At 69.2% G+C, this 15500-nt stretch carries 14 protein-coding genes and 1 tRNA gene; 10 read left to right on the top strand and 5 right to left on the bottom strand.

Features of this window, described 5'->3' with window-relative positions:
• The first annotated feature begins 182 nt into the window (after positions 1 to 182).
• Positions 183 to 1751, top strand: coding sequence for a M4 family metallopeptidase (locus tag OIC96_RS26320; RefSeq protein WP_330310170.1), 1569 nt, complete (start codon positions 183 to 185; stop codon positions 1749 to 1751).
• Between the two features lie 46 nt (positions 1752 to 1797).
• Here OIC96_RS26320 and OIC96_RS26315 read toward each other — a convergent pair whose 3' ends face one another.
• A complete protein-coding gene (locus OIC96_RS26315) occupies positions 1798 to 3210 on the bottom strand; it encodes a M1 family metallopeptidase (RefSeq protein WP_330305484.1) in 1413 nt (470 codons plus the stop codon).
• 31 nt (positions 3211 to 3241) lie between these two features.
• On the opposite strand from OIC96_RS26315, the gene OIC96_RS26310 reads away from it, so the two are divergent.
• On the top strand, positions 3242 to 3742 hold the full coding sequence (locus tag OIC96_RS26310) for a hypothetical protein (RefSeq protein WP_330305485.1): 501 nt from the start codon (positions 3242 to 3244) through the stop codon (positions 3740 to 3742).
• Between the two features lie 368 nt (positions 3743 to 4110).
• On the opposite strand, the gene OIC96_RS26305 is transcribed toward OIC96_RS26310, so the two are convergent.
• The gene (locus OIC96_RS26305; RefSeq protein ID WP_330305486.1) at positions 4111 to 4833 is read right to left on the bottom strand and encodes a pentapeptide repeat-containing protein; all 723 of its coding nucleotides are present in this window, start codon (positions 4831 to 4833) and stop codon (positions 4111 to 4113) included.
• 137 nt (positions 4834 to 4970) lie between these two features.
• On the opposite strand from OIC96_RS26305, the gene OIC96_RS26300 reads away from it, so the two are divergent.
• The 3 genes from OIC96_RS26300 to OIC96_RS26290 all read left to right on the top strand — a co-directional run bounded on the left by OIC96_RS26300 (position 4971) and on the right by OIC96_RS26290 (position 8806).
• Positions 4971 to 6137, top strand: coding sequence for an NAD(P)-binding protein (locus OIC96_RS26300; RefSeq protein WP_330305487.1), 1167 nt, complete (start codon positions 4971 to 4973; stop codon positions 6135 to 6137).
• Between the two features lie 63 nt (positions 6138 to 6200).
• Positions 6201 to 7181 (top strand): zinc-binding dehydrogenase, encoded by a 981-nt coding sequence (locus tag OIC96_RS26295; protein ID WP_330305488.1) that lies wholly within the window; start codon positions 6201 to 6203, stop codon positions 7179 to 7181.
• A 125-nt stretch (positions 7182 to 7306) separates the two neighbouring features.
• Entirely contained in the window at positions 7307 to 8806 is a 1500-nt protein-coding gene (locus OIC96_RS26290; RefSeq protein ID WP_406501761.1) for an MFS transporter, read from the top strand.
• Positions 8807 to 8839: 33 nt separating this feature from the next.
• Here OIC96_RS26290 and OIC96_RS26285 read toward each other — a convergent pair whose 3' ends face one another.
• A complete protein-coding gene (locus OIC96_RS26285) occupies positions 8840 to 10237 on the bottom strand; it encodes an NAD(P)/FAD-dependent oxidoreductase (RefSeq protein WP_330305489.1) in 1398 nt (465 codons plus the stop codon).
• 10 nt (positions 10238 to 10247) lie between these two features.
• A complete protein-coding gene (locus OIC96_RS26280) occupies positions 10248 to 10901 on the bottom strand; it encodes a rhomboid-like protein (RefSeq protein ID WP_330305490.1) in 654 nt (217 codons plus the stop codon).
• On the opposite strand from OIC96_RS26280, the gene OIC96_RS26275 reads away from it, so the two are divergent.
• From OIC96_RS26275 to OIC96_RS26260, 4 genes are all read left to right on the top strand, one after another.
• Positions 10900 to 11823, top strand: coding sequence for an aminoglycoside phosphotransferase family protein (locus OIC96_RS26275; RefSeq protein WP_381264481.1), 924 nt, complete (start codon positions 10900 to 10902; stop codon positions 11821 to 11823). The genes OIC96_RS26280 and OIC96_RS26275 overlap by 2 nt on opposite strands.
• A gap of 9 nt (positions 11824 to 11832) precedes the next feature.
• Complete coding sequence (locus OIC96_RS26270) at positions 11833 to 12312, top strand: GNAT family N-acetyltransferase (RefSeq protein ID WP_330305492.1); 480 nt, start codon at positions 11833 to 11835, stop codon at positions 12310 to 12312.
• 188 nt (positions 12313 to 12500) lie between these two features.
• A complete protein-coding gene (locus tag OIC96_RS26265) occupies positions 12501 to 12713 on the top strand; it encodes a hypothetical protein (RefSeq protein ID WP_330305493.1) in 213 nt (70 codons plus the stop codon).
• 15 nt (positions 12714 to 12728) lie between these two features.
• Positions 12729 to 13547: a DUF2637 domain-containing protein gene (locus OIC96_RS26260; protein ID WP_330305494.1), complete on the top strand. Its 819-nt coding sequence runs from the start codon at positions 12729 to 12731 to the stop codon at positions 13545 to 13547.
• A gap of 269 nt (positions 13548 to 13816) precedes the next feature.
• Here OIC96_RS26260 and OIC96_RS26255 read toward each other — a convergent pair.
• Positions 13817 to 13894: transfer RNA gene (locus OIC96_RS26255), tRNA-Thr, on the bottom strand.
• Positions 13895 to 14154: 260 nt separating this feature from the next.
• On the opposite strand from OIC96_RS26255, the gene OIC96_RS26250 reads away from it, so the two are divergent.
• The gene (locus OIC96_RS26250) at positions 14155 to 15291 is read left to right on the top strand and encodes an ABC transporter ATP-binding protein (RefSeq protein ID WP_330305495.1); all 1137 of its coding nucleotides are present in this window, start codon (positions 14155 to 14157) and stop codon (positions 15289 to 15291) included.
• Positions 15292 to 15500 lie beyond the last annotated feature (209 nt).

The raw sequence follows: 15500 nt of genomic DNA, 5'->3' as shown, positions 1-15500 counted from the left end.
GTCAGGTGTCACCCTCTCCTCGCACTTCCCCTCAGGCCCCACCCTCATGCCCCACGCCTGTGAGTCCGTTGTGGCTCATCTGTGGCTTGTCTGAAGGAGTTCGAGTGAGACTGCACTCCCGTGCCGCGCACACCCCGCGCAAGACCGCACTGCGTGCCGCCGCCCTCGCCGCGTCCGCCGCGATGGTCGTGCTCGCCGTGCAGAACGGGTCGGCCACCGCCGCCCCGGAGCACACCAGCGGGGCGACCGCCCTGCCGCTGAGCGCGTCGGCCCGCGTGGCGGCCATCAAGTCGGCCCAGGCCGACGCCGTTTCGACCGCCGGGGAGCTCGGGCTCGGCGCCCAGGAGAAGCTCGTCGTCCGGGATGTCGTCAAGGACGCGAACGGCACCGTCCACACCCGCTACGAGCGGACGTACGCCGGACTGCCCGTCCTCGGCGGCGACCTGGTCACGCATGTGACGAAGAGCGGCCACCTCAAAGGCGTGGACAAGGCGGCCAAGGCCCGGATATCCGTCGCGTCCACCGCGGCCGCCGTATCCGCGTCCGCCGCGAAGAAGTCCGCCCTGAGCGCGGCAAGTTCCGAGAAGTCCGCCGCGAAGACCACCTCCACCACCACCCGCAAGATCGTCTGGGCCGTCCCGGCCAAGCCGGTCCTCGCGTACGAGTCCGTCGTCAAGGGCGTACAGAAGGACGGCACCCCGAGCGAGCTGCACGTCATCACCGACGCCGCCACCGGCAAGAAGCTGTACGGCTACGAGGCCATCGACACCGGCACGGGCACCAGCGAGTACAGCGGCACCGTCACCGTCGGCAGCACCGCCTCCACCTCCGGCGGCTACGACCTGACCGACGGAGGCCGCGGCGGCCACAAGACGTACGACCTCAACGGCGGTACGACCGGCACGGGCACCCTCTTCCACGACGCGGACGACAGCTGGGGCGACGGCACCCCCGCCAACCGCCAGACCGCGGCCGTCGACGCCGCCTACGGCGCCGCCGTGACCTGGGACTTCTACAAGTCCGCGTTCAACCGCAACGGCATCGCCGGCGACGGCAAGGCCGCCTACTCCCGCGTCCACTACGGCAGCGCGTACGTCAACGCCTTCTGGTCCGACAGCTGCTTCTGCATGACGTACGGCGACGGCATCAGCAACACCCACCCGCTGACCTCGCTCGACGTCGCCGGGCACGAGATGAGCCACGGCCTGACCGCCGCCACCGCCGGGCTGAAGTACACCCGCGAGTCCGGCGGTCTCAACGAGGCGACCTCCGATATCTTCGGCACCTCGGTCGAGTTCTACGCGAACAACTCCTCCGACGTGGGCGACTACCTCATCGGCGAGAAGATCGACATCAACGGCGACGGCACCCCGCTGCGCTACATGGACAAGCCCAGCAAGGACGGCGGCTCCGCCGACTACTGGTCCCGCACGGTCGGCCGCCTCGATGTGCACTACTCCTCGGGCGTCGCCAACCACTTCTTCTACCTGCTGAGCGAGGGCAGCGGCGCGAAGACCATCAACGGCGTCAGCTACAACTCGCCCACGTACAACGGCTCCACGGTCACCGGCATCGGCCGCGCCAAGGCCGACCAGATCTGGTACAAGGCCCTGACCACGTACTTCACGTCCTCCACGGACTACGCGGGCGCCCGCGTCGCCACCCTCAAGGCGGCGAGCGACCTGTACGGCGCGAGCAGCGCCGAGTACCAGGCCGTCGCCTCGGCCTGGACCGCGGTCAACGTGAACTAGCCGCTACGGCACACCCGTCACGACCAAGCCGGGCCACCCCTCCTCCTCACGGGTGGTCCGGCTTCCCCTCCCCGTACAGCCAGTCCTTCCAGATCTCCGCGAAGTCCTTGTCGGGCGCCTTCTTCTCGACGTACGCCGTGAAGTCGTCGGTGTCCGCGTTGCCGTGGCGGTGGGTGGCGGCCCAGCCCTGGATGATGTCGTAGAACGTGTCGTCGCCGACGGCCTGGCGGATCTTGTGGAGGACCATCGCACCGCGCTCGTAGACCGGGCTGTCGGAGATGTGCGCCGCGCTGGAGGGCTTCGCCGGGGGAAAGGCCCAAACGGCCTCATTGTCGGCGGGGTCGTCGTAATAGTCGCCCTTGTAGAGGGAGTTGAAGATCTCGTCGGCCGTGTCGCCGTCGTGGTCCTCCTGCCACAGCCACTCCGCGTACGTGGCGAAGCCCTCGTTGAGCCACATGTCCCGCCAGGACTCGGGCGTCACCGAGTCGCCGTACCACTGGTGGGCCAGTTCGTGGACGAGGGTCTCGGTGTCGGGGGCGCCGGGGAAGAAGGGCCGGGTCTGGCTCTCCAGGGCATAGCCCGCGTCGTCGCCGCGGTCCACGATCGCGCCGGTCGAGGAGAAGGGGTACGGGCCGAAGTTGTACTCCTCCCAGTCCATGATCTCGGGGATCTGGGCGAGCACCTTCTTGCTGGCCTTCACCTGCGTCGGGTCCACGGCGACGTACACCGGCAGCCCGTTCTTCGTAGTCGAGCGGGTGATGTCGTACTTGCCGATCGCAAGCGTCGCGACATAGCTCGCCATCGGTTCGGCGGCGTGCCAGTCAAAAGTCCGACGCCCCTTGGCGGTCGTCTCACTCATCAACTCACCATTGGAAACGGCCTTGAGCCCCTCCGGAACGGTGATCCTGATGTCGTACGACGCCTTGTCTGAGGGGTGGTGGTTGCCGGGGAACCACGCCATCGAACCCGTCGGCTCCCCCAGCCCCACCGCGCCGTCGGCCGTGCGCAGCCAGCCCTCCTCCGAGGTGTCCGGGTCGGTGATCGTCTCGGGCGGGCCCGAGTACCGGACCGTCGCCCGGAACGTCTCCCCCTTGTCGAGGTCGTCGTGCGGGCGCACGGTCAGCTCCTGGCCGTCCCGGTTCCACCGGGCCGCCTTGCCCTCGACGGTGACGCTCTCGACGTCCAGCCCCTTGAGATCGAGGTGGAAAGCACTGAGGTTCTGCGTGGCCCGAGCCGTGATCTCAGCCGTACCGTCGAGATGCTTGCGGCGCGGGTCGTACGACAGTGTCAGCCCGTAGTGACTGACGTCGTACCCCCCGTTGCCCATCTTCGGAAAGTACGGATCACGGACACCGGACGCGCCGGGTTTCCCGTGCACGCCCCCTCCACCGCACGCGGTCAGGACGACGGCGAGCGCCAGGGCAAAGGGGACGGTGGCGGAAGATCGGGGCACACCCATGATTCTACGAGGGCATGACACCATCACATACGTGCTCGACATCGGCTACGCCCTCTCCAACCGCTTCCCGGACCCGCCCCAGACGGACTACCGCCGGGCGGACGTCCACGCACTCCGCCACGACCTGTTCTGCGGCGACGTCTACCTCGCCGACACCAAGGCGGACCGGGAGCTGTCCACAGCCTGGGGATGGGTACCGGTTCTCGACTTCGCGTGGGCGCTGTGCGACATCGTGGAGCAACTCGACCAGGACCCGCGCGGCAGCCGCGCCTCCCGCCCCCAGCACGCGGAGCTCGACTTCACCGAATCCACCGACCGCATGCTCTTCGAGCGCCGCTTCGGCTGGGTGGACATCGAGGCCGACTGGATGCACCGCGACGAGGAACCGCTGACCTTCTCCCACTCCGAACTCCGCCGAGAGGCCCGCGACTTCCTCCACGACCTCCTCGCCGACCTCACCGACCTGCACGAGCCGCTCCGCGACAACCCGGCGATCTGGACACTGGAGGCCCGCTTCCCCAGACTCTCCTAGGACCGTCCGGAGGAGAGCGAAGCCAGAACAAGAACGCACACCCCCCACACACCGCCAGCCGCTGACAGCGCCAAGGCACCGGGTGCGGACGGGGGGACGCACACCCCCCACCGCCAACCGCCGACGGCGCCAAGGAACCGAGTACGGGGGGCGGAACGCACACCCCCACGCACCGGCGGCCGCTGACGGCGCCGAGGGGCCGGGTCGGGGGTGTCCGCCCGCAGCGGATGGCGCGTCAACGCCGCCCCCTTAAAACCCAACCGATTCCGCGCCAGACCGAGGACGGATACCCCCGACCCGGCCCTGCCCCACGCACCACACCGCGCGCCCCCACACCGCGCGCCCCCACAACGGCGGCGAAACCCGAATCAGCCCTCTCCGCCACCACCCTCCACCCGAATCCCCATAGACGCGGCCAACACCGGCGCCAGATCCAGCAGTTGCCCCGCACTGATCACCGCCCCCGCCAGCCGGTCCACCCCCCGCGCGACGTCCAGCTCCGCCGCCCCGCGCAGATCCACGTCCGTAAGCGTCGCCGACGTGAAGTCCGCCCCCTTGAGGACGCAGTCCACGAACTCGACACGCTCCAGGCGGGCACCCCCGAAGTCCGGCTCGACAAGGACACACCCCTCGAAGACGACGTCCTTGAGCCGGGCCTTGCGCAGGTTCAGATAGTCGATCTTGCCGCCGCGGACCAGGACACGCTCCAGCACGGAGCCGTGCAACTGCACCCCGCCCAGCCGGGCGTCCACCAGCTCGACATCACGCAGCGTCGACTCGGCGAGATCGGTGCCCACACCCCGTATGCCCGTCAGGACCGAGTCCAGGACGCGCGCATGGTGCAGCCGCGTCTCGTCCAGCGCGCACCCCGTCAGCGCGCAGTCCATGAAGCGGGCGCCCCCGCCGTCCTGCCCGACGAAGTCCACCTCCCGGAACTCCAGCCCGTCGTAATCCCCGTCCGGCTCCAGCCCGAACCCGTCGTACGACTCCAGCGCCGGCAGCCGCACCTCCGGCCGCCGCGCCGCCTTCACCCCAGCCCCGCCGACCCCACCGGCCCCACCGCCGCCGCCACCGCCCGCTCGCCTCACCATGCCCCCATCCTGCACGCCCCCACTGACAATCCCCCTGACCTGCAAAGACAAAAAGAATCCGGCCCCGATGTCACATTCCAGTGCCCTCAACCAGTCGTACTCACAGAAAGGCGACCCAACCCGAGGGAGACCCAGCCATGCACCACCTCACCGTCATCGGCGGCGGCTTCGCCGGCCTCACCGCAGCGATCACCGCCGCCGAAGCCGGTGCCAAGGTCACCGTGTACGAAGCCCACCACACCCTCGGCGGGCGGGCGCGGACCGCCGAAGGCCCGTACAAGACCAACGAAGGCCCCCACGCCCTCTACAGCGGCGGCCCGCACTGGACCTGGCTCAAGCAGCGGGACCTGATCGGACCGCTCGCCCCGGTCCCGCCCCTGGAAGCCGCCCGGCTGCGGCTGCACCACAAGGGCACCCTGCGCCGCACCCCGCCCTTCTCCATGCTCAAGCTGCTGCGCCGGACCTCCCAACAGGCCCCCGTGGACGCCGACTTCCTGACCTGGGCCACCGAACAGGCGGGAGAGGAAGGCGCCCGGGCCGCCGCGCACTACTCCGCCGTCGCCCTCTTCCACCACGACCCCGGTTCCCTCTCCGCGGCGTTCGTGCAGGAACGGCTGCGCCGCGCCACGAGGCTGCCCCCGGAGGCCCACTACCCGAGGGGCGGCTGGGCGAGTGTCATCGACCGGATGGCCGCCCGGGCATGGAATCTCGGCGTGCGCATGGAGACCCTGGCCCGGATCGACGCCCTCCCCGTCGACCGGGGTCCCGTCATCGTCGCCACCTCCCTCGCCTCCGCCCGCCGCCTCCTCAGGGACGACTCGCTGACCTGGACCAGCGGCCGCACCGCCCTCATCGACCTGGCGGTCCGCACCCGCCGCGGCGACGCGTTCGCCGTCTCCGACCTGGACGCGCCCGGCTGGATCGAGAGGTTCACCGCGCAGGACCGCACCCTCGCCCCGGCCGGGGAACAGCTCATCCAGGGCCAGATCCCGATCGCCCCGCACGAGTCCCGAGCCGCCGGCGCCGTCCGCGCCGAGCGCCTCCTCGACCTCGCCTTCGAGGGCTGGCGCGAGCGCGTCACCTGGCGGCGCGAGGCGGTCGCGGGCGGCCGTACGGGCGCGGTCGATCTGCCCGGCACCAGCTGGCGCGACCGGCCCTCCATCGACCGCGGCGACGGCGTCTATCTGGCGGGCGACCAGGTCGCCGCGCCCGGCGTGCTCTCGGAGGTCTCCTTCAACAGCGCGCTGGAAGCGGTCGCCCTGGCCTTCAGGATCCGCGAACGCCTTGACCTCAAGCATGCTTGAGGTTGAAAAGTGGACCTTCTACGAACCGTCGCGAACTTCCGCGAACCCCAGGGGAGCCCACCCATGCAAGCGATCCGCCTGCACGCCTTCGGCCCGGCCGAGAACCTCACGCACGAGAAGACCGAGGATCCCGAGCCGGGCCCCGGCCAGGTCCGTATCGCCGTGGCCGCGGCGGGCGTCCACCTCCTGGACGCGGCCCTGCGCGAAGGCATGCAGGGCCCGGCCCCCGCACCCACTTCGCTGCCGACGATCCCCGGCCGCGAGGTCGCCGGAACCGTCGAGTCCCTCGGCGAGGGCGTCGCCGCGCTCTGGCTCGGCAAACGCGTCGTCGCCCACCTCGGCTTCGCGCCCGGGGGCTACGCCGAACTGGCCGTCACCGATGTCGACCGCCTCCACGAGATCCCCGAGAACCTGGACTTCGCCCAGGCCGTCGCCATGATCGGAACAGGCCGTACGGCCATGGGGATCGTGCAGTTCGCCGAGCTCGGCCCCGGTTCCGTGGCCGTCGTCCTCGCCGCCGCGGGTGGCATCGGCACCCTGCTCGTGCAGTACGCGCGGCACGCGGGCGCCACCGTGATCGGCCTCGCCGGCGGCCCGGAGAAGGTGGCCCTGGTGCGCGAGAACGGCGCGGACCTGGCCGTCGACTACAAGGACACCACCTGGCCGGAACAGGTCCGCGCCCACCTCGGCCCACGCACGGCCACGGTCGTCTTCGACGGCGTCGGCGGCGATGTCGCCCGCGCGGCCGTCGGCCTCCTGGGCCCCGGCGGCCGACACCTCGTCTTCGGTTGGTCCGGCAAGGGCATCCAGGGCGGAGAGCCGCTGATCGTCGAGGGCGTCACCGAACAGGTGCTCGGCCCCGTGATGCTGCGGAAGGCGGGCGGCCCCAGTCCCGTACGCACCCTGGAACTGCGCGCCCTCGCCGAAGCGGCCGCCGGCCGCCTCACCCCGGCCGTGACCCGCTTCCCGCTCACCGAGGCCGCCGCCGCCCACCGGGCGCTGGAAACCCGAGGCACGATCGGAAAGGTGGTGCTGGAGCCATGACCAGCCATGGAACCGAAGGTGCGACAAGCCAGGGAGCCGAAGACCTGATACGCCAGGGAGCCGAAGACGCGATACGCCTCGGAACCGAAGATGCGATACATCCCGATTCATGGTCTTCTGACCACGTGAGCGTCACCCGAACAGGTGAACCCGGGGCTCCCGAAGGCGCCGACCCCCGCCGCTGGTGGGGTCTGGTGATCATCGCCCTCGCGCAGCTGATGGTCGTCCTGGACGCGACCATCGTGAACATCGCGCTCCCTTCCGCACAGCGCGATCTGGGCATGTCGGACGGCAACCGCCAGTGGGTGATCACGGCATACACGCTGGCCTTCGGCGGCCTCCTGCTGCTCGGCGGCCGGATCGCGGACCTGGTCGGCCGCAAGCGCACCTTCATCTTCGGTCTGATCGGCTTCGCCGCCGCTTCCGCGCTGGGCGGCGCGGCCACCAGCCCCGGCATGCTCTTCGGCGCCCGCGCGCTCCAGGGCGCGTTCGCCGCCGTACTGGCCCCCTCCGCGCTCAGCCTGCTGACCACCACGTTCACCGACCCGAAGGAGCGCGGAAAGGCCTTCGGCGTCTACGGCGCGCTGGCGGGCAGCGGTTCGGCCATCGGCTTCATCGCGGGCGGGCTGCTGACGGAGTACCTGAACTGGCGCTGGTGTCTGTACGTCAACATCCCCATCGCGATCATCGCGGTCTTCGGCGCGTCGGCACTGCTGCGCGCCCACCCGGGCCACAAGGATGTCCGGCTCGACGTACCCGGCGCGGCGCTGGGCTGCGGCGGACTCGTCGCGATCGTCTACGGGTTCAGCGAGGCCGAGCCGCGCGGCTGGACGGACCCGCTGGTCCTGGCCCTGCTCGGTGTGGGCGTCGTGCTGCTCACGATCTTCGTGTGGTGGCAGAACAGGGCCCCGAGCCCCCTCCTCCCCCTGCACATCGTCAAGGACCGCAACCGCGCGGGCTGCTTCCTGACGATGGCCCTCGCCGTCATGGGCATGTTCGGGATGTTCCTCTTCCTGACCTACTACCTCCAGGTCGTCCTCGGCTACTCGCCCGTGAAGACGGGCATGGCCTACCTGCCCCTGACGGCCGCGATCATCACCGGCTCGACGCAGATCTCGGCCCGGCTGATGAGCCGCGTGGCGCCCCGCATGCTGATGGTCCCCGGCATGGTCCTCGCGGCCTCCGGAATGCTGGTCTTCACCCAGCTCACGGCCCACTCCGCGTACGCGAGCCACATCCTGCCCGGCATGGTCCTGATGGGCCTCGGTATGGGCCTGACCTTCATGCCGGTCTTCGCCACCGCCACCGCCGGAGTCGCTCCGCAGGACGCCGGCGTCACCTCCGCGACCGTCAACACCTCGCAGCAGGTGGGAGGTTCGATCGGCACGTCCCTCCTGAACACCATCGCCACCACCAGCAGCGCGGCGTACATCGCCGCCCACCTCCACGACCCCGCCCAGCAGGCCCTGATCACGAAGGAGGGCATCGTCCACGGCTACACCGTCGCCATCTGGTGGGCCGTCGGCATCATGCTCCTGGCCGGCCTGGTCGCGGGCCTGATGGTCACGGCGAAGCCCCCCAAGCGCGCGCCCGCGGGCACACCCGTACCCGAGCCGGTGATCTGACCCCGGCGCCGGGGCCACCCGGCGCCGCAGCTGTCAGTGCCGCCCGGCCACCCGGTCCGCCACCCGGGCCAGTCGCGACGACTCCGCGCTGTGCGTGGTCAGTTCGCGGCGGTCGGCGGTGCGGTACGTCGCGTACATGCCGTGCACGCCGATCCAGCGGAAGGGCTCCGGCTCCCACTTGCGGACCTTGTGGTTGACCCACGGGAGGCCGGTCAGGTCCGTCGCGCCGGACTGGCCGGAGTCCTGCTGGACCAGGTCGCGGAGCGTGCGCGCGGCGAGGTTGGTGGTGGCGACGCCGGAGCCGACATAGCCGCCGGCCCAGCCGAGGCCCGTGGAGCGGTCCAGCGTCACCGTGGCGCACCAGTCGCGCGGCACGCCGAGGACACCCGACCAGGCGTGCGCCACCTCCACCCCGGTCAGGGACGGGAAGAAGCGCACCAGGATCTCGTACAGTGCCTCGATGGTCGCGTCCTGCGTACGGCCGTCGTTGTCGATGCGCGAGCCGAAGCGGTACGGGACCCCTCGGCCGCCGAGCGCGATGCGGTCGTCGGCGGTGCGCTGCGCGTACATGTACGCGTGCGCCATGTCGCCGAGCGTCTCGCGCCCCTCCCAGCCGATGGTCTCCCACTGCTCCGCGGTCAGCGGCTCGGTCGCGATCATCGACGAGTTCATGGGCAGCCAGGTGCGCTTCTGGCCCTTGAGGCCCGCGGTGAAGCCCTCCGTGCAGCGCAGGATGTACGGCGCGCGGACGGTCCCGTACGGCGTCACCGCGTGCTTCGGCCGGATCTCCGTGACCGGCGTCTGCTCGTGAATGGTCACGCCGAGCGCCTCGACGGCCGCGGCGAGCCCCTTGACGAGCTTCACCGGGTGCAGCCGCGCCCCGTGCGGAGTCCAGGTCGAGCCCACCGCGTCCGCGACCCGGATCCGCTCGGCGGTCTCCTTCGCGCCGTACAGCTCACGGTCCTTCTCGCCGTACGACAGCTCGTGCGCGTGGGAGTCCTTGAGCCGCGCCAACTGGGCGGGGGTGTACGCGACTTCGAGGACGCCGCCCTGATGGACATCGGCGTCGATACCCTCCTCGGCGGCGACCCGCACCACCTCGTCGACCGTCTCGTTCATCGCCTGCTGAAGACGGACGGCCGCCTCCTTGCCGTGCAGCTTCGCGTACCGGTCGCGCCCCGCGATCCCGTTGTACAGCCACCCGCCGTTCCGCCCCGAGGCCCCATAGCCGCAGAACTTCTGCTCCAGGACGGTGATACGGAGAAAGGGGGCCGCCTTCTTCAGGTAGTACGCGGTCCACAGTCCCGTGTAGCCGCCGCCGACGATGACGACGTCGGCGGACGCGTCACCGGGCAGGGGCTCCCGCGTCTCGGGAAGGCCGTCGTCCGCGTACCAGAAGGAGATGCCGCCATTGACCGTGCTGCTGCTCATGGCCGGGACGTTAACCCCTCGGAGCGGCCACTGTCTCCTTCGGATTCCATGCTTTTCCACGGCCTCTGACCAGCGGATAGCACGCCAGACCGATCACCACCGAGATGAAATGCCCGAAATCGGTGAAGGTGGGGCTGGAGAACATCGGCAGCCCGTAGACGGCGAGAACCACCGCCAGATACGGATACCGCCAGGGCGCCGCGATCCGGTACGTCAGGATCGCGATCACCCCCGCCAGCGCGTAACTCACCCCGACGTCCAGAGTGTTGACCGCCGAGTGCGGAGCCACCCCGTGCCGGATCGCGAGCAGCAGCGCCCCCTCACTGATCAGCGTCGCCAGGACATGCGCGGCCACACAGACGGCCAGCCACCGCGCGGTACCCAGCCAGCGCTCCGCCGGCGCATGGAAAACGCTGTACAGCACGGCATACGGCAACCAGTGCCCGCCATCGATCCACATCGCACTGGAGATCAGCACCCGCACCGGATTGTTCGACAGCTCATGGATGTTGGTGGACCGCTGCCGCAGGAACTGCTCCTCGAACTCCGGCGACATCTGGTGCACAGCCACCGTGGTGACGAAGAGGATCCCCAGCCAGACGTACGTACCGGGGGCACCGCGCATGTACGTCCACACCCTGTGGAAGCCCCGGCTAATTCGCATGACTCGATTCCCGCACGCCCTTAGTGTCCCGCACGTGATCGACATTCCGGATGAGCTGGCGGCCACACAGTTCAAGTACAACGGGGCGGCGGGACGGGACTTCATCGCCGGGCTGCCGGCGCTGGCGGCGGAGTTCCTGGAGCGGTGGGGGCTGCGGATCGAAGGGCCCTCGATGTACGGCATGTGCGCGCTCGTGCTTCCCGTGGTCCGGTCCGACGGGAGCCGCGCCGCGCTCAAGCTCCAGTTCCCGGACGAGGAGTGCGCCGGAGAACCGGTCGCCCTGAGGGAGTGGGACGGCGACGGGGCCGTACGGCTGCTGGAGTACGACGACGACACGGGCACCCTGCTGCTCGAACGGCTGGACGCCGCGCGGATGCTGACGTACCTGCCGGACTCGCGGGAGGCGGCCCTGGTCATCGCACGGCTGCTGGCCCGGCTGACGGCGGCACCGGCCCCCGAGGGACTGCGACGGCTCGGCGACCTCACGGCGGCGATGCTGGACCGGGTCCCCCGGGCCCTGCGGCGCATCCCCGACCCCTCGGACCGCCGGCTGATCGAGGACTGCGCGGCGGCCGTACGCGAGGTGGCGGCCGAACCCGGCGACCGCCTCCTGCACTGGGACCTCCACTACGACAACGTCCTCGCCGCAGACCGCGAGCCCTGGCTCGCCATCGATCCCAAACCCCTGGCGGGCGACCCCGGTTTCGAACTCTTCCCCGCCCTGGACAACCGCTTCGACGCCGACGAGATCCACTGGCGCTTCGACGCGATGACAGACGTACTGGGCCTCGACCGGCAGCGGGCCCGCGCCTGGACCCTCGGCCGCGTCCTGCAGAACTCCCTCTGGGAGATCGAGGACGGCCGCCCCCTGGTCCCGGACCACCTCGAAATCGGGCGGCGCCTGCGCGACACCCACAGCTAGCCTCCCCCCATGATTCGCACCGCGACCCCCGACGACATCCCCGTCATCCACGCCCTGGTCCGTGAACTGGCCGAATACGAGAAGGCCCTGGAGGAGGCGAAGGCGACCCCGGAGCAACTGCGCGAGGCGCTCTTCGGCGCGCACCCAGCCGCGTACGCGCACATCGCGGTGGACGACACGACGGGCGAGCCGGCCGGCTTCGCCCTGTGGTTCCTGAACTTCTCTACCTGGCGCGGCGTCCATGGCATCTACCTGGAGGACCTGTACGTACGCCCCGAGGCCCGCGGCGCCGGCCACGGCAAGGCGCTGCTGACGGAGCTGGCCCGGATCTGCGTGGAGCGCGGATACCAGCGCCTGGAGTGGTCCGTCCTGAACTGGAACCGCCCGTCGATCGACTTCTACGAGTCGCTGGGCGCGCGGGCGCAGGACGAGTGGACGGTGTACCGGCTCACGGACGGGGCACTGGCCGCCCTCGGCGCGACCCCCTGAGGAGCGGGAACCCATCAGCTTCGTTTAATTAAAGACGCTTTCGTGAATACTTCCTTCGAATTACGCGCTCACTCTTTTGCCTCACATCTGAAGGAGGGGAGCAGCGTTAGCGGAATATGACGAAAGCAACCCCTCTTGGCCTAGCCCTCTCCGGAACGACGGCGAGGAGGGTGGTCGCGTCCCGTGCCGTGACAGTCGGGCGATACACCTACACGCCTGCCGCCGCGTACTCATCCCCTGACGCCTGCAGCACTTTGCACGGAGATGGCGCACGGGTCGAACTGCGGGTCACCGAGTCGCTGTTCGGTGATTTCCTGAAGGCGCTGGACGTAGTTCAGGAGGAACTCAGCCAGCGGTGGAACGACCAGGCGCGCTCCGGCCACTGCGCGACCCTCGCGTGACGGGGCGGAATTTCCATGAATAACGAATATACAGATCTCCCCTTCGCCCGATATGAAAAACATCCCGAATACCCCATCGGGACAAGTACGGGCCGGCACAGCAATTCTGTCGACGCCCTGTACGAACAGGGCTGGGACCCGGTCGAGGAACTCACCTACCTCCTACAGGATGCCGCGACGGCGGAGCATGAGGCCACCGTGCCGCCACCTCGCGGCGAGCCGTCGTGCGGCGACGGCTTCGCCAGTGACTCGATGGACAACCTGGTACAGATCACTGCCGAGTTGCCGCCCCTCCGGCGTTCCTCGACCGGACATCGGAAGGTGCGGGTCCGCAAACCCCGCTTCACATGGCTGCAGACCGTCAGCTTCGTGATCGCCGCATTCGCTGCCGTCATCGTTTCGATGGTGAGCGTCTTCGGTGGCATGGTGGCCTACACGCCTCTGCGGCACATCGCGTCCGCTACGCAGAGCGGCACGGGCCCCTGGTGGCCTCTCCTGGTCTACGGCCCCTGGATGGTGGCCTCGCTCTCCATCCTGCGAGCCGCCCTGCACCAACACCGGGCTGTGCACTCGTGGTACGTAGTTCTGCTGTTTTCCTCCGTCGCCATGGTGTTTTGCGTGGCCGACGCCGACAGGACCTTCATCGGTGTAGCCGCAGGCGTCGTACCGGCCCTCGCGTCCCTGACCTGCTTCCAGCAATTGGTCCGTCAGATCACGCTGACCCGACCGCCTCGCCAGAGCGTGTCCCGCCATCGGCAGCGCTCCGTCCACACATCTCCGGAGCGCCTCGGAAACAAGAATGATTCCGTCACACGAAAACCGCCTCGCGCTTGATTCGACGCGACCGCCTTCCCGACCATTTTTTCTTGATGAACCCCTGGAATATCCCCCTCCAGGGGATGGTGGGATCTCCGCGTTCGAAATCTGGCGCCAGCCTGCGTCAAGCACACTCATCTCGGCCTGATCGGCACCACAGGAAGTCGCCGGAGCGAAGGAGGCGCACAACGTGCCGCGCACGGCCCTCTGGCCGTTGGACGAGACCCCGAACCGTCATGGAGATCCTGGGGCCCCCGCAGATCGCGGGGGCGTGTCCAGGTAGTTCATGGAGCCTCCTGTCGGATTCGAACCGACGACCTACGCATTACAAGTGCGTTGCTCTGGCCGGACTGAGCTAAGGAGGCCTGCACACGCGCGCGTGGTGCACCCGCCGCATACGTGCCCGAGCAGTGTACCCACGTCACAGCGGGCCCCTGTCGAAAATTTCCGCGAAGTTCACAGGGCCTCGGGTACTGACAGACCGAGTGAACGGCAGGTACCGTCCTGACCCAGTTCACTCTTGTGGACTACACCACGCATCACCGCTGGGGAACCTTCCGTAGCGGATCACCACCTTTACTCGGATCGTCCGGCACGTTCCTGCCGGTGAAGGGGGCCCCTCACCATGGCCACTGTTTCGTTCGACAAGGCGACCCGGATATACCCGGGCACCGAGAAGCCCGCCGTCGATGCTCTGGAGATCGACATCGAGGACGGCGAGTTCCTCGTCCTCGTCGGTCCCTCCGGCTGCGGCAAGTCCACCTCGCTCCGCATGCTCGCGGGGCTCGAGGACGTGAACGCCGGCGCCATCCGCATCGGTGACCGCGACGTCACGCATCTGCCGCCCAAGGACCGGGACATCGCCATGGTGTTCCAGAACTACGCGCTCTACCCGCACATGACGGTCGCCGACAACATGGGCTTCGCGCTCAAGATCGCCGGCGTCAACAAGGCCGAGATCCGCCAGAAGGTCGAGGACGCGGCGAAGATCCTCGACCTCACCGACTACCTGGGCCGCAAGCCGAAGGCCCTGTCCGGCGGTCAGCGCCAGCGTGTCGCCATGGGTCGCGCCATCGTGCGTGAGCCCCAGGTGTTCCTCATGGACGAGCCGCTGTCGAACCTCGACGCCAAGCTCCGTGTCTCCACCCGTACGCAGATCGCCTCGCTGCAGCGCCGCCTCGGCATCACCACCGTGTACGTCACCCACGACCAGGTCGAGGCCATGACCATGGGCGACCGTGTGGCCGTACTCAAGGACGGTCTGCTCCAGCAGGTCGACTCGCCGCGCAACATGTACGACCGCCCCAAGAACCTCTTCGTGGCCGGCTTCATCGGCTCCCCGGCCATGAACCTGATCGAGGTCCCGATCACCGACGGCGGCGTGAAGTTCGGCAACTCGGTCGTCCCGGTCAACCGTGAGGCGCTCAAGGCCGCCGCCGACAAGGGCGACCGCACGGTCACCGTCGGCGTCCGTCCCGAGCACTTCGACATCGTCGAGCACAACGGCGAGGCGGCCAAGTCGCTGTCGAAGGACACCGAGGACGCCCCGGCCGGTCTCGCGGTCTCCGTGAACGTCGTCGAGGAGCTCGGCGCCGACGGCTACGTCTACGGCTCCGCCAAGGTCGGCGACGAGCTCAAGGACCTCGTCGTCCGCGTCAGCGGCCGCGCGGTCCCGGACAAGGGCGCCACGCTGCACGTCGTGCCGCGTCCGGGCGAGATCCACGTGTTCTCGACCTCCACGGGCGAGCGCCTCTCCGACTGAGGCCCCGGGCGCCCGGGGCGCCCGAGCCAATCGGTGGGGTTCGACACCCCGTAAGGGTGGAATTCACCCAAGTTGACGAAGAGGGCCCCGCAGCCTGCTGCGGGGCCCTCTTCGTTGTCGACAAATACCCCGGCAAGCCGGTCATTTCGATACGTGTACGTCAACGCGCTACCCCACAAAAACCGTTCCCGTATCCCCCGAACTGATTA

The organism is Streptomyces sp. NBC_00775 (genome assembly GCF_036347135.1).
GTDB classification, from domain to species: Bacteria; Actinomycetota; Actinomycetes; order Streptomycetales; family Streptomycetaceae; genus Streptomyces; species Streptomyces lutosisoli.
Note: the sequence above shows the minus strand (reverse complement) of the source record. Positions and strands in the feature narration are given on the sequence as shown.

Coding starts and splice junctions, on each gene's coding strand:
- OIC96_RS26320 (WP_330310170.1), top strand. CDS start 183: ATGGTCGTGCTCGCCGTGCAGAACGGGTCGGCCACCGCCGCCCCGGAG.
- OIC96_RS26270 (WP_330305492.1), top strand. CDS start 11,833: ATGATTCGCACCGCGACCCCCGACGACATCCCCGTCATCCACGCCCTG.
- OIC96_RS26280 (WP_330305490.1), bottom strand. CDS start 10,901: ATGCGAATTAGCCGGGGCTTCCACAGGGTGTGGACGTACATGCGCGGT.
- OIC96_RS26250 (WP_330305495.1), top strand. CDS start 14,155: ATGGCCACTGTTTCGTTCGACAAGGCGACCCGGATATACCCGGGCACC.
- OIC96_RS26260 (WP_330305494.1), top strand. CDS start 12,729: ATGAATAACGAATATACAGATCTCCCCTTCGCCCGATATGAAAAACAT.
- OIC96_RS26300 (WP_330305487.1), top strand. CDS start 4,971: ATGCACCACCTCACCGTCATCGGCGGCGGCTTCGCCGGCCTCACCGCA.
- OIC96_RS26305 (WP_330305486.1), bottom strand. CDS start 4,833: ATGGTGAGGCGAGCGGGCGGTGGCGGCGGCGGTGGGGCCGGTGGGGTC.
- OIC96_RS26295 (WP_330305488.1), top strand. CDS start 6,201: ATGCAAGCGATCCGCCTGCACGCCTTCGGCCCGGCCGAGAACCTCACG.
- OIC96_RS26285 (WP_330305489.1), bottom strand. CDS start 10,237: ATGAGCAGCAGCACGGTCAATGGCGGCATCTCCTTCTGGTACGCGGAC.
- OIC96_RS26275 (WP_381264481.1), top strand. CDS start 10,900: ATGACTCGATTCCCGCACGCCCTTAGTGTCCCGCACGTGATCGACATT.
- OIC96_RS26315 (WP_330305484.1), bottom strand. CDS start 3,210: ATGGGTGTGCCCCGATCTTCCGCCACCGTCCCCTTTGCCCTGGCGCTC.